This window comes from Pseudomonas sp. AAC (assembly GCF_000725445.1).
In the GTDB taxonomy this organism is placed as follows: domain Bacteria; phylum Pseudomonadota; class Gammaproteobacteria; order Pseudomonadales; family Pseudomonadaceae; genus Pseudomonas; species Pseudomonas citronellolis.
The window spans coordinates 319,464-339,951 of the sequence record NZ_KL647100.1 but is presented as its reverse complement, the minus strand read 5'-3'; the positions used below and the strand labels follow the sequence as shown (position 1 = coordinate 339,951).

The 20,488-nt window shown below is 61.9% G+C and carries 22 protein-coding genes; 9 read left to right on the top strand and 13 right to left on the bottom strand.

The features are described 5' to 3' along the window. Positions 1–49: 49 nt before the first annotated feature. Together FG99_RS24905 and FG99_RS24900 are read right to left on the bottom strand one after the other, a co-directional pair. Complete coding sequence (locus tag FG99_RS24905; RefSeq protein ID WP_043272809.1) at positions 50–859, bottom strand: alpha/beta fold hydrolase; 810 nt, start codon at positions 857–859, stop codon at positions 50–52. 5 nt (positions 860–864) lie between these two features. Further along, a complete protein-coding gene (locus FG99_RS24900; RefSeq protein WP_043272807.1) occupies positions 865–2,253 on the bottom strand; it encodes an IS4 family transposase in 1,389 nt (462 codons plus the stop codon). Between the two features lie 274 nt (positions 2,254–2,527). On the opposite strand from FG99_RS24900, the gene FG99_RS24895 reads away from it, so the two are divergent. Continuing rightward, positions 2,528–2,989, top strand: coding sequence for a MerR family transcriptional regulator (locus FG99_RS24895; RefSeq protein WP_009621970.1), 462 nt, complete (start codon positions 2,528–2,530; stop codon positions 2,987–2,989). Positions 2,990–3,313: 324 nt separating this feature from the next. Here the strand turns inward: FG99_RS24895 and FG99_RS24890 are convergent, their stop codons facing one another. Then, a complete protein-coding gene (locus FG99_RS24890) occupies positions 3,314–4,309 on the bottom strand; it encodes an acetoacetate decarboxylase family protein (protein ID WP_043272805.1) in 996 nt (331 codons plus the stop codon). 204 nt (positions 4,310–4,513) lie between these two features. Between FG99_RS24890 and FG99_RS24885 the strand changes: the two genes are divergently transcribed. Together FG99_RS24885 and FG99_RS32245 are read left to right on the top strand one after the other, a co-directional pair. Then, complete coding sequence (locus FG99_RS24885) at positions 4,514–5,746, top strand: NADH:flavin oxidoreductase/NADH oxidase family protein (RefSeq protein WP_043272803.1); 1,233 nt, start codon at positions 4,514–4,516, stop codon at positions 5,744–5,746. A gap of 113 nt (positions 5,747–5,859) precedes the next feature. Beyond that, positions 5,860–6,264 (top strand): hypothetical protein, encoded by a 405-nt coding sequence (locus FG99_RS32245; RefSeq protein ID WP_141766297.1) that lies wholly within the window; start codon positions 5,860–5,862, stop codon positions 6,262–6,264. A gap of 233 nt (positions 6,265–6,497) precedes the next feature. Here FG99_RS32245 and FG99_RS24875 read toward each other — a convergent pair whose 3' ends face one another. From FG99_RS24875 to FG99_RS24835, 8 genes are all read right to left on the bottom strand, one after another. Next, entirely contained in the window at positions 6,498–7,808 is a 1,311-nt protein-coding gene (locus FG99_RS24875; RefSeq protein WP_081884725.1) for a zonular occludens toxin domain-containing protein, read from the bottom strand. A gap of 4 nt (positions 7,809–7,812) precedes the next feature. Further along, positions 7,813–8,100, bottom strand: a complete 288-nt coding sequence (locus FG99_RS24870; protein ID WP_051879232.1) for a hypothetical protein — start codon at positions 8,098–8,100, stop codon at positions 7,813–7,815. A 10-nt stretch (positions 8,101–8,110) separates the two neighbouring features. Continuing rightward, positions 8,111–9,559 carry a hypothetical protein gene (locus FG99_RS32240; RefSeq protein ID WP_156060098.1) on the bottom strand — a complete coding sequence of 483 codons (1,449 nt, stop codon included), beginning with the start codon at positions 9,557–9,559 and terminating at the stop codon, positions 8,111–8,113. A 136-nt stretch (positions 9,560–9,695) separates the two neighbouring features. Then, positions 9,696–9,917: a hypothetical protein gene (locus tag FG99_RS24855; RefSeq protein ID WP_051879229.1), complete on the bottom strand. Its 222-nt coding sequence runs from the start codon at positions 9,915–9,917 to the stop codon at positions 9,696–9,698. A 326-nt stretch (positions 9,918–10,243) separates the two neighbouring features. Further along, positions 10,244–10,531, bottom strand: coding sequence for a single-stranded DNA-binding protein (locus tag FG99_RS24845; RefSeq protein WP_043272796.1), 288 nt, complete (start codon positions 10,529–10,531; stop codon positions 10,244–10,246). Between the two features lie 35 nt (positions 10,532–10,566). Then, positions 10,567–10,827 (bottom strand): hypothetical protein, encoded by a 261-nt coding sequence (locus FG99_RS24840; RefSeq protein WP_043272794.1) that lies wholly within the window; start codon positions 10,825–10,827, stop codon positions 10,567–10,569. Positions 10,828–10,986: 159 nt separating this feature from the next. After that, positions 10,987–11,175 (bottom strand): hypothetical protein, encoded by a 189-nt coding sequence (locus tag FG99_RS32235; RefSeq protein ID WP_156060097.1) that lies wholly within the window; start codon positions 11,173–11,175, stop codon positions 10,987–10,989. Position 11,176: 1 nt separating this feature from the next. Next, the gene (locus FG99_RS24835) at positions 11,177–12,322 is read right to left on the bottom strand and encodes a phage/plasmid replication domain-containing protein (protein WP_043272977.1); all 1,146 of its coding nucleotides are present in this window, start codon (positions 12,320–12,322) and stop codon (positions 11,177–11,179) included. A 148-nt stretch (positions 12,323–12,470) separates the two neighbouring features. Between FG99_RS24835 and FG99_RS24830 the strand changes: the two genes are divergently transcribed. The 3 genes from FG99_RS24830 (at position 12,471) to FG99_RS32225 (ending at position 14,073) form a co-directional block, all read left to right on the top strand. Continuing rightward, entirely contained in the window at positions 12,471–12,665 is a 195-nt protein-coding gene (locus FG99_RS24830) for a hypothetical protein (protein WP_043272975.1), read from the top strand. Between the two features lie 746 nt (positions 12,666–13,411). After that, on the top strand, positions 13,412–13,873 hold the full coding sequence (locus FG99_RS32230) for a hypothetical protein (protein WP_156060096.1): 462 nt from the start codon (positions 13,412–13,414) through the stop codon (positions 13,871–13,873). Between the two features lie 23 nt (positions 13,874–13,896). After that, entirely contained in the window at positions 13,897–14,073 is a 177-nt protein-coding gene (locus tag FG99_RS32225) for a hypothetical protein (RefSeq protein ID WP_156060095.1), read from the top strand. Between the two features lie 551 nt (positions 14,074–14,624). Here FG99_RS32225 and FG99_RS32655 read toward each other — a convergent pair. Further along, positions 14,625–14,825, bottom strand: coding sequence for a hypothetical protein (locus tag FG99_RS32655; protein WP_197887798.1), 201 nt, complete (start codon positions 14,823–14,825; stop codon positions 14,625–14,627). A gap of 84 nt (positions 14,826–14,909) precedes the next feature. Here FG99_RS32655 and FG99_RS24815 point away from each other — a divergent pair, with 84 nt between their 5' ends. The 3 genes from FG99_RS24815 to fhuE all read left to right on the top strand — a co-directional run bounded on the left by FG99_RS24815 (position 14,910) and on the right by fhuE (position 18,925). Further along, entirely contained in the window at positions 14,910–15,434 is a 525-nt protein-coding gene (locus FG99_RS24815; protein WP_009622003.1) for a sigma-70 family RNA polymerase sigma factor, read from the top strand. Continuing rightward, the gene (locus tag FG99_RS24810) at positions 15,401–16,399 is read left to right on the top strand and encodes a FecR domain-containing protein (RefSeq protein ID WP_306153370.1); all 999 of its coding nucleotides are present in this window, start codon (positions 15,401–15,403) and stop codon (positions 16,397–16,399) included. Before FG99_RS24815 ends, FG99_RS24810 begins: the two co-directional genes overlap by 34 nt. Positions 16,400–16,498: 99 nt before the next feature. Then, positions 16,499–18,925: a ferric-rhodotorulic acid/ferric-coprogen receptor FhuE gene (gene fhuE, locus FG99_RS24805; RefSeq protein WP_043272790.1), complete on the top strand. Its 2,427-nt coding sequence runs from the start codon at positions 16,499–16,501 to the stop codon at positions 18,923–18,925. A 557-nt stretch (positions 18,926–19,482) separates the two neighbouring features. Here fhuE and FG99_RS24800 read toward each other — a convergent pair. After that, positions 19,483–20,475, bottom strand: a complete 993-nt coding sequence (locus tag FG99_RS24800) for a GNAT family N-acetyltransferase (RefSeq protein ID WP_043272788.1) — start codon at positions 20,473–20,475, stop codon at positions 19,483–19,485. Between the last annotated feature and the right edge of the window lie 13 nt (positions 20,476–20,488).

Genomic DNA, 20,488 nt, shown 5'->3' with positions numbered 1-20,488 from the left:
GCCAGGAAAGAAGTGGAGCCAGGATAAGCGCACCTGGCTCCCGGGCTCGTCAGCCGCGGATGAAGGCGAGCAGGTCGGCGTTGATCGTATCGGCTTCGGTGGTCGGCATCCCGTGGGGGAAGCCTGAGTAGGTCTTCAGCGTGCCGTTGCGAAGCAGCTTCGCCGAGAGCAGGCCCGAATCCTCATAGGGGACGATCTGGTCGTCGTCGCCATGCATCACCAGGACCGGGATGGTGATTTTCTTCAGGTCCTCGGTGAAGTCCGTTTGCGAGAACGCGACTATGCCGTCGTAGTGGGCCTTGGCGCAGCCCATCATGCCCTGGCGCCACCAGTTCCAGATGATGCCTTGCGAAGGCTGCGCGCCTGGACGGTTGTAGCCGTAGAAGGGGCCTGCGGGCACGTCGTAGTAGAACTGTGCGCGGTTGGCCGCGAGCTGGGCCTGGAGGTCGTCGAAAACCGCCTTGGGCAGGCCGCCGGGGTTGCTGTCGGTCTTCACCATCAGCGGTGGGACGGCGCTGATGATGGCGGCCTTGGAAACACGGTCCTCGCCATGGCGGGCGATGTAGTGGACGACCTCGCCGCCGCCGGTGGAGTGGCCGACGTGAACCGCGCCCCGGGTGCCGAGATGATCGACCACCGCGGCCACGTCGTCGGCGTAGTGGTCCATGTCGTGGCCGTCCCACACCTGGCTCGAACGCCCGTGCCCACGGCGATCATGGGCGACGACACGGAAGCCGTTGGCCAGGAAGAAGAGCATCTGGGCATCCCAATCGTCGGCGCTGAGCGGCCACCCATGGTGGAAGTGGATCACCTGGGCATCGCGGGGGCCCCAGTCTTTGTAGAAGATCTCGACGCGAATGGCACTTACTTAACCCTTTTCGGATGACCGTGTTTCTTGATCGCTGCCCGAGCAGATTGACGTGTGCAGGTCAGTAATGGGTAGGGCTTTGGCCTTCGCTTGAGGGCTCTGGGTTCAACTCGCCCGGAGCGATTGCCGACACGCTGTTGCGCGACCAGAACCAGCAGGCCGCGAAGAGTCGTACCTCCGTCAGGATCATCGTCGAATTGCCGCCACGCCAGCCATAGCTGGAGGCTGTGCTTGAAGCTCAATTGACGGGGTAGGCAGTCAGCCATCGAGGCCGATTGCGCCATGATCAGGCGAATCAGGTTGTGTGCCAGCAGGTAAATCCAGAGTTCCTTGATAGCCATCGCGGGAGCTTTACAGCTCAGCATTTCGAGCCCCATCGTGGTTTTGAGATTGCGCAGATCCAACTCTACGTGCCAGCGGCTTTTGAACAGCGCTTTCAAGGCAGCCTTGGGTGTTTGACTCGTGCAGCGCAGCGTCGTGACCAGAATCTTGTCGCCCGCTTTCAACTCCCGAACCTCCAACCTGTCAGGCACTTGCTCGTAGTAAGCCTGACTCATCCAGGATGGGCGTTTCCGGGGCTTTTCCAGACCGATCAGATGATCGCGCGTCCCCAGGCGCTTACCTCGCCGAAAGTCGGTACTACGCCGACGCGCGCCATATTGCTCAAACACACCATCGATGCCCCTGCGTTGCAATTCGCACAGCAGGAAATAGGTCGCATAGTAGGCATCTCCCAGCAAAACATCGCCAGCGTTCAACGTATCGAGCATCGACCGCAACAGGGTTTGCTCATCGCCACCCTTGCCGCGAAAACGACCCAATGCCGCATTCAGCACTGCACCGCTGGAGAGGCAGACGATGCCAACCAGCCGACAAATCGGAAAGCCCAATCCCGGCTTTTGCCTGCGCGACTGCGGATAGGCGGCCTGATTAGCCGTTGTATCCGGCATCGACACCGTCGTGCCATCCACCAGCCGAACCGGCCTACCCATCCACTGCCCTGTCTTGGCTGAAGAGTGACTGATCAGGCTGCCAGTGTTGCGCACCAGCGTGGAAACCATCTCCACCGGCAACCGCTGACGAGCACGGCAGTAGCCGCCGGTGTGCGTGCTGCACGGCTTCAAACCCGCTAACAGTTGTTTGACGGCCATCTCATTGACCGCCTTCTGGCAGGAACGGTCGGCACTCAAGGCCTGGGCCATGAACATGGACAACGTCTCTGTCGGCGGGAACAAGCGCTCCCGATGAACCGGCAGCAACGACTCGACATGCTCGAATAATTCAGGGCCGGTTAGCAGGTTGAAGAAGGCGTAAGCGTCCGTATTCGATGTATGCCGACGGGCGCGCTGCTGTTGATGAATGACGGCTTGGCGCCTAGGATTCATCTGGGCTGCTCCTTGGGCTCGGTGTGTGTTCGCAACTATCACCGTAGACCAAGAGCAGCCTTTCTTTTCTGAATCAATCGCTTAGCGCTTAAGTAAGTGCCATTCGATCTCGACGCCATCCTTCGTGGTGACATATCCCATGTTCGCATCTCCTGTGTGAGGTGGAGTTCGGTGACCAGCGATGCGACACCGCGTGAACGCCCCATCGCTTGGCCGTCCAATCACTGTAGGTTTAAAGTAAGCTTTAAGGTCAACGCTTTTTCGAGGGTGCAGCATGAGAATTGGAGAGCTGGCGAAGCTCAGTGGGCTGGCGCCTTCGCGCATTCGTTTCTACGAGGCCAGCGGCCTGATCAACTCGGTCGAGCGCAAGGCCAATGGCTACCGCGACTACGCGCCGGAGACGCTGGTGATCCTGGAGATCATCACCGGCGCCCAGAGCGCAGGCTTCTCGCTGGAGGAGATCCGCCCCTTGCTGCCGTTGAACGCCAGTGGCTGGCAGCATGGCGAACTGCTGGAGGGCCTCAGGCGCAAGGTGGGCGAGATCGAGGTGCTGCAGAAGCGCCTGGAGCAGAACAAGGCGCAGTTGCTGGTGGCCATCGAGAGCATCGAGAGCAAGCCGGAAGGGATGCAGTGCGCAGACAACACCCAGCGGGTGCTGGAGCGGCTGCGGGAGGAGGGCAGTGTGGCAATGCCGGTCCGTAGGCAGGCCAAGGTCGGTAGCGTTTCTGCCGAGTGAGCCATCGGAGCTCCCGGTTGTTTCTCCGCCTACGGCGTTATTCGCCGAATCGCGGACAGAGTCCGCTTACGTTCCAGGAAGCACGGTTTTTCGTAGGATGGCGTTGAGCGAAGCGATACCCATCAGCGCAACCGCATGGGTTTCGCAAGCTCAACCCATCCTACGAAGAGCACCTCGGCGCAAGACAGTTGCTCCTACGTTGCAGGCGAGCACGGCTTTTCGTAGGAGCGGACCTTGTCCGCGATCGCGGATGGAATCCGCGGCGCGCCGGGGGGCAAGGTCAAACGGCGGATAACCGCGAACGGTTATCCGCCCTACGCCTGGTCAGTCCTTGCCGACAAGCGCGCCCAGCGGCTTGGGCGCATAGAGCGCGCTCTGGAACTGCGGGACGTACTCGTACTTCAGCATCTTTCCGAGCTTCAGCGACTTGATGTAGCTGGAAAGCTCGCCGTCGCCGAGGATCAGCCGCGCCGAATCCCCGTCGCGGCTGGAGGCATGGCTGAGCTGGCGCGACACCGCGTAGCCATAGGTCAGCTCGCCGTTCCGGTCGGTATTGGTGAAGCTGTTGGTCACCAACTCGTCCTTCTGCGAAAGCTCGGCAAGCTTGGCCGCCTGGAACACCACATCCACCTTGCCTGTCCGGCTATCGACGATGTCGTAGGTCACCTTGTGCGCATCCTCCGTGACGTCGATGCCGGTCAGCCACTTCGGCAGGTTGTAGCCAACCACGCCACGAACCCTTGCGAGTTCGGTGTTCACCGGGAGCTTGAGCACGTACCCCCAATAATCCTTGGACAGCGACTGGCCAACCAGCGTGAGGGGGCCGAGGTTCGAGCGACCAGGCTTGTTGGTGATGATGGAGAGGGCGACTTCGTTGTAGCTGTCGTTGTCGCAGTAGTGGTAGGAGTAGGCGGTGAATGCCACCAGGCCGCGCCCCGGCCAGACCTGCAGGGGCTGCACCTTTTCCAGGACCTTGGCGGGTATCAGCTCCCTCAGTTTGTCGATGTCCGCCGTGTAGACGGCGGTGACCCGGCTGTTCTTGTAGTAGAAGTTCGGCGAGTAGGATTCGAAGCCTATGTCCACCTTCGTCTTGGCGAGCCCCTTGAACCAGCTCAGGTCGACGTCCGGCGCCTCGGCGGCGATCACCGAGAGGGGCGGGTTCGAACGGTAGCGGTCGTACAACCCGCCTTTCACCACAGGCACTTCATGGCCGGCGATGTCGATCATCGTGCTTTCGGTCGCTGGAACCTCGGCCCATGCGGAGGCTGCAAGGGCATTGACGAAAAGTCCGGCTATCGCGGCAACACTTCCGAGTTTCACTGTTCACTCTCTCCAGGGTTAGGCGTGGGGCTTGCGGCACGCTGGCCAGCAGCTTGCCGGCGAACCCTAACCTTTAACTGAACTTTAAGGTCAAGCCCCTGAAATCCCGGATTCCGAGTGGTTGGCGCGACACGCGAAAACACCCTTGACATTAAAGTTGACTTAAAGGTTACGGTGCGGCAGTCGCCAATCCTGGAGCCTGTGATGACAGTGTTCACTGCGTTGACCCTGCCCAATGGGGCCGTCATTTCCAACCGTCTCGCCAAAGCCGCCATGGAAGAAAACATGGCGGACAAGGACCATGCGCCCTCGGACGCCCTGATCCGCCTCTACCGCACCTGGGCCGAAGGGGAGGTCGGGCTGATGATCACCGGCAACGTCATGATCGACCGCCGCGCCATGACCGGACCGGGCGGGGTGGTGCTGGAGTCCGAGCGCTTCGGCGAGCGCTTCCGGGCCTGGGCGCAAGCCGCCCGCTCCCATGGCGGGCAGGTGTGGATGCAGATCAACCATCCGGGCCGGCAGATGCCCGCGGCCCTGAAGCAGGACACCATCGCGCCCTCGGAAGTCCCCATGGACCTGGGCAACTTCTCCAAACAGTTCATACCGCCGCGGGCGATGACCGAGGCGGACATCGCTGACGTCAAGGCGCGCTTCGTCAGGACGGCCGTGCTCGCCGAACGCTTCGGCTTCACCGGCGTGCAGATCCATGCCGCACACGGCTACCTGATCAGCCAGTTCCTCTCGCCGATCACCAACAAGCGCACGGACCAGTGGGGCGGGGCGCTGGAGAACCGCGCCCGGCTGCTGCTCGAGGTGGTCAGGGAAGTCCGCTCAGCCGTGGGCCCCGGGTTCGCCGTGTCGGTGAAGCTCAACTCGGCCGATTTCCAGCGCGGCGGGTTCAGCACGGACGATGCGAAGCAGGTGGTCGCGCTGCTCAACCCGCTGGGCGTGGACCTGATCGAGCTGTCCGGCGGCAGCTACGAAGCGCCGGCGATGCACGGCCAGGCCCGCGACGGCCGCACCCTGGCCCGGGAGGCCTACTTCCTGGAGTTCGCCAAGGACATCTCGTCCGTTGCAAAGATGCCGGTCATGGTCACCGGCGGCGTGCGCCGGCTGCCGGTGGCCGAGCAGGTCCTGGACAGCGGCATCGACATGGTCGGCATGGGCACCGCGCTGGCCATCGACCCCAACCTGCCCAGGGACTGGCGGGCGGGGCAGGCAAGCGCGCCCATGCTCAGGCCCATCACCTGGAAGAACAAGGTGCTGGCGTCGATCGGCTACATGGCGATGGTGAAGCACCAGCTGCGCCGCCTGAGCCTCGGCAAGCTGGCCAACCCGAATGTCGCGCCGGCGCTGGCGCTGCTGGAGCAGCAGCTGGATACGCAGGTTTGCACCTGGCGCTATCGGCGCTGGGTGAGGGGGCTTGCCGGCTGATCATTTGCCGGGGGGCTCCTCGGAGATACGGCTGGATTAGGCGCTCCCATGAATAGGCCAGAGTAGCCAGAATGGGGAGAACTACCATGCACCGCCGCTCGTAACTGCTGATCATGAACGCCCTGGCGATCATGGCCTGCGGCCTGGTGTGCTGCGTGGTCAACGGCTACCTGTTCTATGTCCCGCAGTGGATTCCGTTGAAGGAGCGACTGATCGATGATCGACGAGCTGCTGGAATTTTCCCGCAGCGACCTGCAGCAACTGGAATTGCTCCTGGCGCCCGGCTAGTTCCACGGCTGCGGGAAATCGAGGACGAAGGGCGCTTTATTAAATTCGTCGTGGAACGCTTGGACGCCGACGAGAGCGGCATGAAAGACGCAAGAGCGGCTCAACGACCATTCAGCCCGGAATGGTTGTTGCTGGTAGAAGTCGATAGTCAGGCATTGCCTTTGTGGCAAGAAGAAGCGAAAGAGCTTGCGAGGAGGAGACCTTGCCAGGATTGGCTCAGGACTCCATGAACAGATATTTAATTTAACATAATATACATTATGCGAAGCCTAGGGTTCATCCCGAAGGGGCCGCCCCAAGGAATCGAAGCTCTCGCCCCAGGACTGCTCAAAACGCGCCCTGCAGTCATCGCACCAGTCCGAGCCATCGGACCGAGGATCACACTCGCAGACATACCAGCCATCAGCTGGAGCCTCGATCACCACACCATCAGGCGCGACCAACTGAACATCCGCACGATCCATCATTCCTGATTCCTCCAGGGCCGCGAGGCATATTCAGTGTCCGGAACGACGGTTACGACTGTCGCTGTAGCGTGCGGCGTCGAGGCCTGCTGAACGGATGCAGAAACCGGCCTGGCATCGGCTGATCGCAGGTCGCTCCGCTCGCTGCTCACAGCCGATTGCCGGGCCTGCACAGAGGCCTCCGGATCCACGACCTTCGTCACCGCGCCGCGACCGGTCCAGGGCGTCACTCGTTCGCCGTCCACATCGCACAGCACGTACAGATCGCGTTCGATCCACTGGCACTGATCCATGCGGACGATGCGCCTGGACGAGCCATCAGTCAGCACAACGCTGGACGTGCGGCTGACCGAGCCGGCACCGGTCACAGAAGCCCCGCAGGGCTTCACCCTGGACGGATCGCCCTCGACCGGCACCGAACAACCAAGCCAGCCGGCGACGCGCCAGGTCGCGCTCATAGGCGCCGCGCCACTGACCGAAACACCGGTCACCGCCTGAACGACGCGATCGGCAGACGCCCTCGCCTGCTGTACCGGCGCTGCAGAAGCCGGCGGCGGGTTTACCAGCTCGCTCTGCGCGTGTAGGCCACGCGCCTCCGGATCGAAGAACCGATGCACGCCCCAGACGCCAGGCAGAACCAACACCGGAATGGCTACCACCAGGCCCCACAGGGCCGGCGAACGCCAGATGTTGCCGCGGTTGTCGGCCTTCGATTCATCGCCCACGTCGCCCGTTTCGCTTTGCGTGGCGGACTTGTAGTAACGGTAAACCTCGGGCTTATACGTGCCGAACGACTGCCGCTGCATCTGACTCTTAGGCGGACGATCACCCGTCGCCGCACCGCTGTAGATATCAACGCGGTACGCCTTCTTAGTCTTCTTTACCACACGGTAAGTCTGCTCAATCAGTGCTCTGGCAAAAGATGCAATCTGACTCAGGTCCTGAGTGACCAACACAATACGCATCGACTTATTATTCTTATCGACACGATGCCGGTGCTCAGCCAGCAGCGCCTTATCTTGCTCGCGCACAGCAGTTGCCTTTAACCCGGACGGCCAGCGCCGCCAAAGCTCATCGAGCACCAGAACAGAACCCGGCGGCGCCAGGTCCGCCAGGTCGTCACGCTTGTCCCAGTCAGCCGGCAATTGATCAATAGAGCCCTGCGGGAAGTCTTCCAGCAGCATATCCACCTGCAGCGGGATATTCGTAACCACATGCCGCCCCTGTTTGAGCGACGGAATAATCACATGCTGGACAACACCATAACTTTTACCGTGGCCAGGCTTGCCAACATACGCATCAATAGGCATGGCGTCACCCTATGAACGGAATGCGGCGCAGGATAAACCGAGCCAGTAATGCAGCCAGACACACCTTGATGCCGAAACTCAATTCAAACGTCGAAGCGAACCATATTACCGACGAAGGAATACCCGCAAACGCGCTACCAGCTTGCGACATAAAGTCAGGCACCGGAATCGCACTCAGGAACTTGCCGATACCTTCCATGGCGACCGAGTAAATCTTTTTCGGTATCCACTCCGCCCAATCAACAAACCACTTCAGAATGTCGTTAAGCCAACTTTTCAGCCAATCCAACATATCAATCACCTCACGCCATGAGAAAAATCATGACCGCCACGAAACACCAGAAGGCTCTCATAGTCGGCTGCAGAACATCGTCAATCGTGGACTTCAGGTCGCGAATAATTCCGTAGTCCAATGAAGCCCCGCCCAGAGCCTGCAGTGCGGGCGTAGTTAATGACGGTGCCGTTCCAGTATCAGGCGCCGATATATTGCCGACCGCCGTTGCAATCGGACTTGACTTAACCGTGTCATAGAACTTCTGAGTCGTGGTCTGGTAATCATCCACGTCATCGAGCTTCGGAGTATCCGGACTGGAGCCGTCGCTACATTCCTCGGCCGTTACGCAGTCACCGCCGCCCTCGCCCTCCCCTGTACCGCCAGAGCCCGTCCCGGAACCGTTGGAGGCCGAGCCAGTACCACAGGCGGCGCCGCTGCAGGTCGATTGCGTAGAGGTCACCACGCCCGTGCCATCCTTCGTCGTCGTGGTCTTGGTGGTCGTCGTGGAGCTGGTGCACACGTTCATATCGGTGCACACAGTCTTAGTCGAAACATCCGTCTTCACAGACGTGGTAGAGCCATCGGCATTCGTCGTCGTGCTGATGTTCGTTGCAATATCAATACCCTTAGAGGTAGGCGATTTCCAATCGCAACTAAACACACCATTGGCTGTACCGCAGTTCTGCGAGCCGGATGTTTTAGTCTCTTGCTTCGACGTGCAGGACTGAGAGCCATCAGAGCCGGCCGAATAGTTGCACGGCTGATTATTGGTATCAGTCTTTGGCGTTAAATCGGGCGCCTCACAACCGCCAAGTGCATGACAGTCCTGATCCTTAGGGTTATCAGTGCCGCCACCAACGCCGCCAGTGTAAACACCATCAACGATGCACTCCGAACCATTGCCATCAGCATTAACCGTGCATTGTGACGACTTGACATTAATTGAACATCCGATATTCGGATATGCAACAGTCTGCCCATTAATAGGCCCCTTCTCAGCCGTATCAAGATGGATAGAAAGCTTTGAGACAGAACCGCCATCGCGTGAAGAAAACGCCTTACACATAACGACAGGCGGAGTCCTGTAAACACTAATACACTCACCAGAAGACCAAACAAAAGGTTCAGCAGACTGCCAAGTGGTACCACCACAAAGGGCTGCATCCTCGCCGACGGGGGCCTTGCAAGAGCCGTCGGTGGCATCGTAATTAGTTCCCGAGGGACAAGAACCGCCGTAACGAGTCATGTACGCATCAAAATACCAAGTACCCTGATAAAGCCCTTCGCATTTAAATTTAGATGCATTGACAGCCGTAACGCGAAATTGAGAATACCCTTTGCCTGCATAATATCCCTGGCAAGCAGCAAGCGGTGTCTTATACGTGGTAATACTGGAGGTCCCCCAGTACCAGTAATAGTCTTGCGCAAAAGCACCACCGCAAAACAAAAGAAACAGAAGAGGAATTATCCGGCGCATATCAAAGACTCCAGAAGAAACATAGGGCCGACATGCCGCCGAAAAAGAACGATACGAAGTAATAAAGATCAGCCATGCTTTCGCCCTCCCCAAAGAAAAGGGCGGCCGAAGCCGCCCCCTTGTACACGCGGCCCGGTCAGGCGCTTTTGATCATGCCGAGCAGCATCTTGGCGCCACGGACAGCGACGTAGACCGCAGCAGCCAGGGCAGCCACAGCCAGGATGCCGGTCACGACAGTGGACCAGTCCACGCCGGACGTGATGGCCGAGAAATCCGGGCCGGCAGCAGCAGCCAGGCCGGAACCAGCAGCAGCCATGAGCGAACCCAGGGCGACGACACCATTTTTGTTCAGTTTCATAGACTTAACTCCGAATCATCTTGAGGATTGCTCGGGCTCCGAACACGACGGCTAGCGGTACGCCGACGAAGACGAAGCCGACCCCGAACGCCTGGGCGAGTGCCACAGGGTCGAGCGTGGAGGGGTCGAAATCTTGGTGCGACTCAACAAGCACCCAGGGGGTGGAGCAGCTGGGCGCGCCGGTACTGAGCACCTGAATCTCGCCATCGCAGGCGACCGTGTACGTAGTCACGAGCGAACCCAGCGGCCAAGGCCGTGAACAACGACACCGGCAGCGACGTACCAGGCGAGAAGCTCAGCAATCAGCATCCAGGCGCCCTCCCCGATCAGCTGGCGGCGCGCACAGGCGCTTTCTGCAGCGGCACCAGGCGCAGGCGCATCTGCAGGTCCTCGAAGCGCCCCACGTAGAAGCTGTCCGGGCCGACGGTGTAGAGACCAGGCGCGTACGGAGCCGCGTTGTCGTCCAGGGTGACCTTGATGTGCTGCGGGTACTTCTGCCCCGGCAGGGTGACGTAGGCCTTCTGCTCGCGGATCTGGTAGGGCTTGCCGGTCTTGGCCGAATTGCCCGACTTGACCACCACCTCGGCGCTCTCAATCTCAACCTGAATATCCATCGTCTTTCCTCTCTCAACGTGTGCCCGGATGGGCGTTAGAAGCCGAAGGCATCACCCACCCAGGGCGTGCCGTCAGACCAAATTTCGATACGGGCATAGCGCTTGAACTCGGCCACGATTTCCCAGTAACGCCGGCGTTCTCGATCCTCGCGAGACTCATACGGCGCAGGCTGCAGAACGGGCATATCGAGCAAGGCAGGGTTGGCCACGATGGAGCTGCGCAACGAAGCCTGCAGGGCCGCGCGGGCACGCTCAGACGGCGACAGCTGAGTGCCCTGGAAGCTAACGGTCCGCATGGCACACCTGCTCAGCAGTGGCGCGGAAAGAGGCCTCAATCTGCGGCCCCATCTGGCGAAGCTGCCAGGCGCAGACCGAGAGACCGAACATCGAGCCCAGGACGAAGGGGAGCGACCAGTGCCATAGCAAGACGAAGAAGTAACGCGGGCGAAGGCGCATCAGGAAACACCCCGATACTTGCGCGCAGAAATCTCGCCAGACAGGTAGCGGCGATACTCGGCCTCGCAGAAATCGAACCAGTCCGCAGGATCACGACGACCAGGGAAGCGGACGAAGAAAGCCTTGAGCAGCAACGGCCGGCAGCGAGCTTTCCAGGCGACGAAGGCCAGGCGACGAGACGGGCCCATATCAAGCCACCAGGCGCAACTGGGTGCGCGGTGCCTGGGCATGCCGGTAGAAGGCCGGCAGCACCAGGTTGTCGTTGGTGACGATTTCGGTCGCACGACGGACCAGCACAGCGGTATGCCGAGTGACGTCGTAGGGCATGCGGATGTTGATGCCAATCTTGTTTAGGCGCGCCGCATAGACTTCCATCTGAGTCTTCTTGAAATCGAACTGGATACCCGGGCAGTGCATCCACTGCATGGCGATGTTGGCGGTCGCGTTGGCGGCCTGGGTGGAGGCAACAATGCCCTTCTCTTTCAGCGTCTGCGCAATCGTGCTGTAGTCCATACCCATCACCTCAAGCTTCTGATCTATCGCCAAAAATTCCGCGTGGATGTCGCGGAAACGGGACTCATCGAAGAGCCCCCACCACTCCAGGCGCTCCCGTTGCAGGTATTCCGCTTTCAGTTCCTGCTCCATCCGCACCACGCCATGCTCATCGCAGTAATTGGCCAGCGACTGCAGGTAGCGAAATTCGGGTGAGTCCTCGCCGAAATTCCGTTTGCACTTTGGGAACAAGAACTTACGAATGGCGTACGCCTTCTGGTACGCCTTCTCGTAGTGGTCGCGAGCCTTCCAGTCGACGGTTCGCCCGTCCTCATAGAGGTGCCCCACCTTGCGCTTCCACAACTGGGTTGAAAGCGCCCGGATATAGGCCAGGTCGTTGCCCTTACCTACTGTCCGATTCGTGGTCAGATCGATACGGCGGATGCGGGCGCCATTGCCGACCATGCTGGACTTCGTACCGTCCTCGCCCTGGCGCAGGCCCCACTCGGTGCACTTGGTGAAGCGCGGTAGCCGGCGGAAGCCATACTCATCGGTGTACGACGTGACGATCTCGTTGAAGACCGCCATGCACTCGTCCAGGGTGCGGAACCCGTCGAGGTTATCCAGCCGGTTGACCGCACTCGGGTTGCCCTTCACCACCAGCTTGTTGCCGTCAGCACGGATAGAGATCGACGTGGAGTAGCTGCCCTCATGCTTCCAGCCAGGCTCAGTGACCTTCAGGCGCTCGCCGGTGCGCTTGTCGTAGTAACAAATGCGGGTGTCCGACACCTGCGGCAGTTCAAACGGAAAGACCTGCTCGACCGAGAGGTAGTCGTAGAACATCCGAGAGTGCTGATTGGTCGAAGCGTCCATGAGATGCATGCACACACGTTACATTTGCGCGAAATGTAGACGTGCACATGCACACACGTCAACACTTATAACGTGCACACATGAATATCTGTGGAGGTGTCAACCGATGAGAGACCACATGCCGACGAATATCCGACTGTCGCAAGCCGAGCAGGAGGCCTTGCGGAAAAAGGCCGTTGAAGTGAACAAGGAGCTAGTAAAGCGAGGACTGCAGCCGCTGAAAGACTCCGAAATCGTCCACTCATTCCTTGAACAGGCAATCAGCAGCCTGGAGGTAAGTGCCTCCGGGAAGCTTGTAATTCAGTCAGAGTGAAACATCAGCTCGACCTAAGGAGAGCAGGATGCAGGCATGGGTCATGATCGCAATGATCGCGGGCTTCAACGAACCAGTAGTAGTACCGTTCGAAAGCGAGGAACGCTGCAGAACCGCCCAGGTAGCAATAACCTTGGAAAACAACAGGTTAGGTCGGAAAATAGAGACCGGGTGCTACGTGCTAACCCCAACGCCAGAGTCCGTAACCCACCCCAAAGCAAGGTTGGTGAAGTAACAGAGCACCCCGGAAGTCCGGGGTGAATTGGGGGTGTTACAGCACCCCCACCCGGCCTAGCGCAGCCGGAGACCAAAAGCGGGCCCGCTTCGCTTCGCTCCGCAAAGGAGCTGGATGACGATGAAGCCGTCACCCTACGGGCTGCGCTGCGCTTGTCGACGCTCTTTGCGAAGCGGGCCCGAAAAGCCCGCGCGTAGGGCGCATGGCAGCGCTGCTCGCTGGGCAAGAGGGCCTGAACATTCCGCGGAGATCTGTGAGCACCAGGTGCGCGTCAGCATCGTGCTCTGTGATGGGCCGCGATACGCGCCGCAGGGGTAATCATGGCGCGGGGTGGGCTTGTGCCGAGGCGAGCCCGGCGCCTCGCGAGCCAGCAGCCGAGCGAGGCGAACTCAGTTATCGTTACGTAACGAATATTACCGACGAACGGTCGATTTATCGTTACGTTACGCTAGCCTAATTACCGTTACGTAACTATAATTACTCCATGCCAACCAGCACGGAGCGCAGCACCATGAAACAGCCAGGCGACAACGACACCCTGGAACTGGACCTCGGCGAAGCCAGGCGCCGTCGCGGCCGGCCGAGCACCGGCAAGGCAATGACCAACGCCGAGCGGCAGCGCGCTTACCGCGAACGAGCAAAAGCGCAACGTAACGAAAAAGACGATGCTGCCCTGATCAGCGCACTCAACAGATGCGACGAACTAGCATCGAAACTCGGTCGAGCCAACGACAGAATCAAACACCTGGAAGGCGAAGTCAAAAGGCTGAAATCCGAGATGACGTCACGTAACGAAAAATCAGAAAAGCCAGGAAAGGCCTGGACACTGCAGGGCCGCAGCGGATCCGGAAAATGGTCAAACCTGGCATGCGGAATGGACCGCGAAGAGGCTAGCCGTCAACTAGACCGGGTGATCGACAACAAGATCCTAGGCGCTACGAAAGGCCGCCAATACCGCATCGTCGAAGAATAACGCAACGTAACGGGAAATAAGCCATGAAAACTCAGATCACGATAGGACTAGTCGCCACCATCCTAGCCGTCATCATCCTGGCCGGCTCATTCATGGCCATCGTCGGCTACGGCTTCATACGCCACTGGCTGCGCACCGGCGAGACCTGGGAAGCCACTCAGGAGCGCAAGAAACGCGAATCCAAGGGCAAGCAGCCCTAAAGGTCCAAGATCGCACGACAGGCCGCCTGCAGGGCGGCCAAGCGGTCATCCAGCAAAGCCCCTTCACGATCCAACTGGGCAACCCGGCGCCTCAGTTGTCGAATCTCACCCGCCAGGCGCGGGTAATCCTCGAGCATGCAGCAAACCGAGTCCAGGGCATCGCGCCCGGGAAACCAGAGTTTTGCGTCACGTAACAGATATTCGGGGATGTCTAGGACGGGCATCGCATAATGGACATTACGCTAAATCGGCCCCGGAGCTTATCAGCATTGTCCGGAGCCGACTTAACGTAACGTCACGACATTATGCGAAGTCATGGATAAGCGCAGCTGCAGATGGCCCCTGCAGAATTCACCAGGGAAAACCGCTCGCTTGCCCGTCTCGGCATCTTTCCTGAGTCGATCCGTCGATCTGCCTTGGCAGCTCCGCTCGATCGGCATTCATGTCCGCACCTGGCCTCGCTCCCGGTTACGAACCGACTTCGTATTCCCAGTCCGCCAATCTGAAGCTCGATCTCTGCGGAACTCAAGCGACGGCTCGAAAGGCTCCGGCTAGGCCGCCAGCGTGTCCAGCCAGGCCTGTTCCACCTCACGCCAGCGCCACAGGTCGATGCACATCCCGCGGGCCATCGTGCGCAGGTAGGCACGCGCATCCACCGGGCTGGAGACCGCGCGAGGCAGGCTTGAGCAGCAGGCGCAAAACACATTTACAGCCTGGCTGACGCCCGCAAAACAAGCCTGCCAGGCAGGCATCCCCTCTTCCGTGCCAGCCTTGCCGGACGCCTGGCGAAAATCATAAGATGGTAATAAGTCTCAATTTCACAACCCGGGCTATCCATGTCGGCATCGCGTACCAGGGAATTGGTGAGTCACCTCTATCAAGACAATCACCGCTGGCTGCTCGGCTGGTTGCGGCCGCGGGTCAACTGCACCGAGCTTGCCCGGGACTTGGTGCAGGATGTGTTCATCCGCATCCTGACCGCGCAGGACGCCCCGGATCGCCTGCAGGCAGTACGCGAGCCCCGGGGCTACCTGGCCACCATCGCGCGTAGGCTGATGATCGACCACTATCGGCGCGACCGCCTGGAGCGCGCCTGGCTCGCGGAGCTGGCCGGCCAGCCCGAGGCGCTGGAAATCAGCGAAGAGGACCGGGCCATCCTGCTCGAAACGCTCTGCGAGCTGGACCGTATGCTGGCCGGGCTGGGCCCGAAAGTGCGGCGCGCTTTCCTGCTCTCCCAACTCGAGGGCATGACCTACCGGAAGATCGCCGAAGCCGAGGACCTCAGCGAGGTCACCATCACCCGCTACATCGCCAAGGCCACCCATCACTGCATGCTCTTCCGCCTGGGAGCCCTGCCCTGAGCCTCCTGGACCGCCTCGACCGGCAGCAGCGCGAAGCACTGGAGCAGGCCGCCACCTGGCACAGCCTGCTGCAGAGCGAACGCGCCACCGAGCACGACCGCAACGCCTGGCAGCGCTGGCTGGAAGAGCGCGGCGAGAACGCCTGGGCCTGGCGCCAGGTGGAGCTGACGCTCGGCCAGTTCGGCCGCCTGCCCGCTTCGCTCGCGCCCCGGGCCCTGCTCCAGGCCGAGCGGAACGGACGCCTGAACCGGCGCACGCTGCTCAAGGGCTTCGTGCTCGTCGCGGGCGGCACGGCGCTGGGCTATGGCGGCCTGCGCTACAGCAGGACGGCGGGCTGGGATGCGGACCTGCGCAGCCCGCTGGGCGAACGGTTCAGCGCCACCCTGCCGGACGGCACCCGCGTGCAGCTCAACAGCGACAGCGCGGTGGATGTCGCCTATGACGCCCACCAGCGCCAGTTGATCCTGCGTCGCGGCGAGCTGCTGGTGACCACGGCCCCCGACAGCCTGAACCGCCCCTTCCTGGTCCAGGTGCCGCAAGGAACAGTGCAGGCGCTGGGCACCCGCTTCGCCGTGCGCCTGCAGGACGACAGCGCCCAGGTCGCGGTCTTCGAGCACCGTGTCCGCCTCACGCCGGCCCACGGCCAGCCGCTGTTGCTCGAGGCCGGCCAGCAGTGCTCGCTCAGTGCCGATGCTGCCGGCAGGCCTTTCCCCGTTTCTCCGGGCCAGGATGCCTGGAGCAGCGGGCTGCTGGTCGCCAACCGGCAGCGGCTGGATGAGTTCCTGACCGAGCTGGCTCGCTATCGCAGCGGCTGGCTGCACTGCGACCCCGCCATCGCGGGGCTCAGGATCAGCGGCACCTTCTCCCTGGACGACACCGACAAGGCCCTGCGGGCGGTGGCCTCCAGCCTGCCGGTGCGGGTCGTCCAGCGCACCCGCTATTGGGTCAAGGTCGTGCCTCGCTGAAAATTTCTGCGGGCCGCTGATAGGTTTCCCCGTGCTCCTTCGACTCATCAAGCAGAGGGCAAACGCCCCACTGCCAACCTGGAAGAGCACGATACCACCATGAGAGCACCCTTCGCCCCACGTCCCCTCCCCCTGGCGCTGGCCCAGGCTCTGCTGTTTTCCGCCGTACTGGGCCTGGGCGTCCCCGCCCAGGCCGAGCCCGATGGCGCCGACGTGCGCGAATACCACATCGGCAAAGGCGACCTGGGCGCAGTGCTGACGCGCTTCGCCACCGAAGCCAAGGTCCTGATCTCCTTCGACCCGGCGCTGACCGACGGCCGCGTGAGCCACGGCCTGGACGGCCGCTACAACGTGCAGCAAGCCCTGCAACGGCTCCTCGATGGCTCCGGCCTGCAGGCCGTGCAGGACAGCGACGGCCGCTACACCATGAAGCCGGTCTCGGAAGAGCCGGTGAACCTGGGCGTTACCCAGGTCATCTCCAGCCCCCTGGGCACCACCACCGAAGGCACCGGCTCCTACACCACCGGCGCCACCGCCGCCGCCACCGGGCTGCCGCTGTCGACGCGCGAGACGCCGCAGTCGGTGAGCGTCATCACCCGCCAGCGGATGGACGACCAGAACATGACCACCCTCGGCGACGTGCTGGCCAACGCGCCGGGCATCTCCGCGCCGCAACTGGATAGCGAGCGCACCGTCTTCGCCTCGCGCGGCTTCTTCATCAACGACCTGCAGTACGACGGCATCTCCAGCTACTACAAGAGCAACTACGCCGCGGGCGAGTCCGAGCTGGACGCCATCATCTACGACCGTATCGAGATCGTCCGCGGCGCCACCGGCCTGCTCACCGGCGCCGGCGAGCCCTCGGCTTCGGTCAACCTGGTGCGCAAGCGCGCCGACAGCAAGGAGTTCCGCGGCGAGGCGCAGGTCAGCGCCGGCTCCTGGGACAACTACCGCAGCACCCTGGACCTGTCCGGCCCGCTGACGCCCACCGGCAACGTGCGCGGCCGCCTGGTGGGCGCCTACCAGGACAAGAAGAACTTCTTCGACCGCTATTCCCGCGAGGGCCACGTGATCTACGGCGTGGTCGACGTGGACCTGACCGACGCCACCACCCTGAGCCTGGGCGCCAGCTACCAGAAGTCCGACGCCGACGGCCTGACCTACGGCGGCGTGCCGCTGTGGAACAGCGACGGCTCGAAGACTCACTACAGCCGCTCGTTCAGCATCGCGCCGAAGTGGAACACCGAGGAAGTCGAGGTCAAGAACTTCTTCGCCAACCTCGAGCACCGCTTCGATAACGACTGGCAGGCGCAGTTCCGCGTCATGCACAACCGCAACGAAGTGGACAACGCGCGTATCTTCAACTGGGGCTTTCCCGACCCCGAGACCGGCCTGATCGACGCCGAACCCTCGCAGTCGCGCTTCCCCGGCGAGCGCAAGCAGCAGAGCACCGACCTGCGCCTGTCCGGCCCGTTCGAACTGTTCGGGCGCACCCACGAGGCCGTGGTCGGCGCCACCTACTTCGACCACAAGTACTCGTTCGACTGGATCGGCAACAAGACGCCCTGGCAATCCCCGGTCAGCGTGTACGACTTCGGCCACGTGGCGGAACCGGAGTGGGACTACGAGAACCGCGAACTCTCCGAGCGCAACCACACCAAGCAGAAGGCCGGCTACGCCGCCCTGCGCCTGTCCCTGGCCGACCCGCTGAAGCTGATCCTCGGCGGCCGCTTCACCCAGTACGACCGCGAAGGCGCCGGTTGGGCCTCCTCGGGCGAGTACGACTACAGCGACCACAAGTTCATCCCCTACGCCGGCCTGGTCTACGACCTGAACCAGAATTACTCGCTGTACGCCAGCTACACCAGCATCTTCAACTTCCAGGACTACCGCGACCGCAACGGCGCCTGGCTCGACCCGGTCACCGGCGACGCCTACGAGGCCGGCATCAAGGGCGAGTTCCTCGACGGCAGGCTGAACGCATCCCTGGCCGCCTTCCGTATCGTCCAGGACAACCTCGGCCAGCAGGACGTCGGCTACTCCGTGCCCGGCAACCCCGACAGCCCGGCCTACTACGCCACCGACGGCGCCACCTCCAAGGGCGTGGAGTTCGAACTGTCCGGCGCGCTCACCGAGAACTGGAACGCCTTCTTCTTCGCCACCCACTACAGCGCCAAGGACTCCGACGACAACGACGTGAACACCCAGCTGCCGCGCACCATGGCACGCCTGTTCACCACCTACCGCCTGCCGGGGCAATGGAAGCAACTGACGGTGGGCGGCGGCGCCAACTGGCAGAGCCGCATCTACTACGACGGCGTAGGGCCCCAAGGCCAGCGCCAGGAACAGTCCGACTACCTGGTCGCCAACCTGATGGCCCGCTACGACATCACCCCGCAGATCTCGGCGCAGCTGAACGTCAACAACCTGTTCGACGAGAAGTATCAGACCGCGGTGAACTGGTACGGCCAGGGCGTCTGGGGTACCCCCCGCAACGTCCTGGCCACCTTGAACTACAAGTTCTGAGCGGCGAACGACAAAGCCCTGGGCGCTGTTCAGTCAAGGAAGAATGCCGTTTCTCTTTATGAGGGGAACGGCATTTTCATGTGGGGTGGGGTTGGGGGCTTGGTGTAGCGCGCCGCTCCGAGTGCTCGGATGTTTCTCTGGAAATCCGTAGGGCGCATAACGCCTACGGCGTTATCCGCCGAATCGCGGACAGAGTCCGCTCCTACGGTTCCAGGAAGCACGGGCGTAGGAGCAACTGTCTTGCCGGCTGCGCCAAGGCGCGCCTCAACGGATGGGTTGAGCCTTGGCGAAACCCATGCGGTCGTGGTGATGGGTATCGCTTCGCTCAACGCCATCCTACGGGTCTGATGTTTGCCGGAGGGCGTAGGAGCGGACTTTGTCCGCGATTGGATTCAACGCCCCCGCCGGACACCCCGGTGGCACGAATGGTCCCCTCTCCCGCTTGCGGGAGAGGGCTGGGGTGAGGGTGCGCTTTAACCTCTGCCTCAACACCGTCGCAAACCCGTAGCCCCGTAGAAAAGCAGGCCCCCGCCTGGAGCGCCCTTGGGCGGCGCCGGTCAGCGCAGCGCGCAGCGCTCGAAGAAGTTCTCCCGGCTCTGCACCATCAGCGCCGCGCGCTTGTGCGGGAAGTCGAATTCCTTTTCCCGCCAGAAGCCCAGGCGCTGCATGTGGCCGATCATGCGCGCGTTGTCCGCGCGGGGCTCGGCAACGATGCGCTGGGTGCGCGGTTCGTCCAGCAGCAGGTAGTGGACCAGGGCATCCAGCCAGCTCTGTACCTTGTGCGGGCCGCGCTGGTTGTCTTCGCCCACCAGCATGTGGATGCCGCGGTCGTAGTCGTCCGCTGCGTAGAACGGCGCGATGCGGTCTTCCTTGGCCCAGTAGGCTTCGAAATAGGCGAAGGGCTGGTCGTCGAAGCAGCCGATCAGCGTCAGCGCGTGAGGGTCGAGCGCGAGCTTTTCCAGGTAGGCCCGGTGCTGCACCGGGCTTCCGCCCTCCTGCCAGAATTCCAGCACGCGCGGGTGGTTCTGCCAGCGGTTGAAGCGGTCCAGGTCGGCGTCGATATCCAGGGTGCGCAAGGATATCCAGCTTCCCAGGCGGGCATCGAAGCGCCGGTAGACCTCGCCTTCGGGCTTGAGCGGGCGCAGCGGGTGGCGCTTGCCGGCGTCGATGCGGAACACCTGGGGGAACGCCACCTCGCGGGGCTGGCGCAGCCAAGGCTGCGGCAGTTGCCAGAAGGCGCTGCGCTCCACTTGCGCCAAGCCGTCGCCATTGCGGCTGAGCAGCCCTTCGGCGTAGGCCGGCGCCGGGCAGCCGGCGCCTTGCAGGAGGATTACCTGGCGCTGTTCGTCATGGGCGAAGCACCAGTAGGCGAAGGCCCAGAGCGCGAAGGATGACACCTCGGACAACAGCTGCCAGGTATGGCCATCGCTTTCCAGGGCGAGCAGCGCCGCGCCATCGAGGGACAGCGTCAGGCGTCGCCCATGCGTCTCGGCACTCAATTGGCGGCCGTCGGGCAGTGGCAGGATGGATTCGGGAAGCGGACTGGACATGCGGATACTCTCG

Coding starts and splice junctions, on each gene's coding strand:
- FG99_RS24835 (WP_043272977.1), bottom strand. CDS start 12,322: ATGTTCTACGACTACCTCTCGGTCGAGCAGGTCTTTCCGTTTGAACTG.
- FG99_RS32225 (WP_156060095.1), top strand. CDS start 13,897: ATGAAAACTCAGATCACGATAGGACTAGTCGCCACCATCCTAGCCGTC.
- FG99_RS24800 (WP_043272788.1), bottom strand. CDS start 20,475: ATGTCCAGTCCGCTTCCCGAATCCATCCTGCCACTGCCCGACGGCCGC.
- FG99_RS32240 (WP_156060098.1), bottom strand. CDS start 9,559: ATGCGCCGGATAATTCCTCTTCTGTTTCTTTTGTTTTGCGGTGGTGCT.
- FG99_RS24845 (WP_043272796.1), bottom strand. CDS start 10,531: ATGGATATTCAGGTTGAGATTGAGAGCGCCGAGGTGGTGGTCAAGTCG.
- fhuE (WP_043272790.1), top strand. CDS start 16,499: ATGAGAGCACCCTTCGCCCCACGTCCCCTCCCCCTGGCGCTGGCCCAG.
- FG99_RS32655 (WP_197887798.1), bottom strand. CDS start 14,825: ATGCCTGCCTGGCAGGCTTGTTTTGCGGGCGTCAGCCAGGCTGTAAAT.
- FG99_RS24855 (WP_051879229.1), bottom strand. CDS start 9,917: ATGAAACTGAACAAAAATGGTGTCGTCGCCCTGGGTTCGCTCATGGCT.
- FG99_RS24870 (WP_051879232.1), bottom strand. CDS start 8,100: ATGTTGGATTGGCTGAAAAGTTGGCTTAACGACATTCTGAAGTGGTTT.
- FG99_RS24840 (WP_043272794.1), bottom strand. CDS start 10,827: ATGCGGACCGTTAGCTTCCAGGGCACTCAGCTGTCGCCGTCTGAGCGT.
- FG99_RS24815 (WP_009622003.1), top strand. CDS start 14,910: ATGTCGGCATCGCGTACCAGGGAATTGGTGAGTCACCTCTATCAAGAC.
- FG99_RS32245 (WP_141766297.1), top strand. CDS start 5,860: ATGAACGCCCTGGCGATCATGGCCTGCGGCCTGGTGTGCTGCGTGGTC.
- FG99_RS32235 (WP_156060097.1), bottom strand. CDS start 11,175: ATGGGCCCGTCTCGTCGCCTGGCCTTCGTCGCCTGGAAAGCTCGCTGC.
- FG99_RS32230 (WP_156060096.1), top strand. CDS start 13,412: ATGAAACAGCCAGGCGACAACGACACCCTGGAACTGGACCTCGGCGAA.
- FG99_RS24900 (WP_043272807.1), bottom strand. CDS start 2,253: ATGAATCCTAGGCGCCAAGCCGTCATTCATCAACAGCAGCGCGCCCGT.
- FG99_RS24875 (WP_081884725.1), bottom strand. CDS start 7,808: ATGCCTATTGATGCGTATGTTGGCAAGCCTGGCCACGGTAAAAGTTAT.
- FG99_RS24885 (WP_043272803.1), top strand. CDS start 4,514: ATGACAGTGTTCACTGCGTTGACCCTGCCCAATGGGGCCGTCATTTCC.
- FG99_RS24895 (WP_009621970.1), top strand. CDS start 2,528: ATGAGAATTGGAGAGCTGGCGAAGCTCAGTGGGCTGGCGCCTTCGCGC.
- FG99_RS24830 (WP_043272975.1), top strand. CDS start 12,471: ATGCCGACGAATATCCGACTGTCGCAAGCCGAGCAGGAGGCCTTGCGG.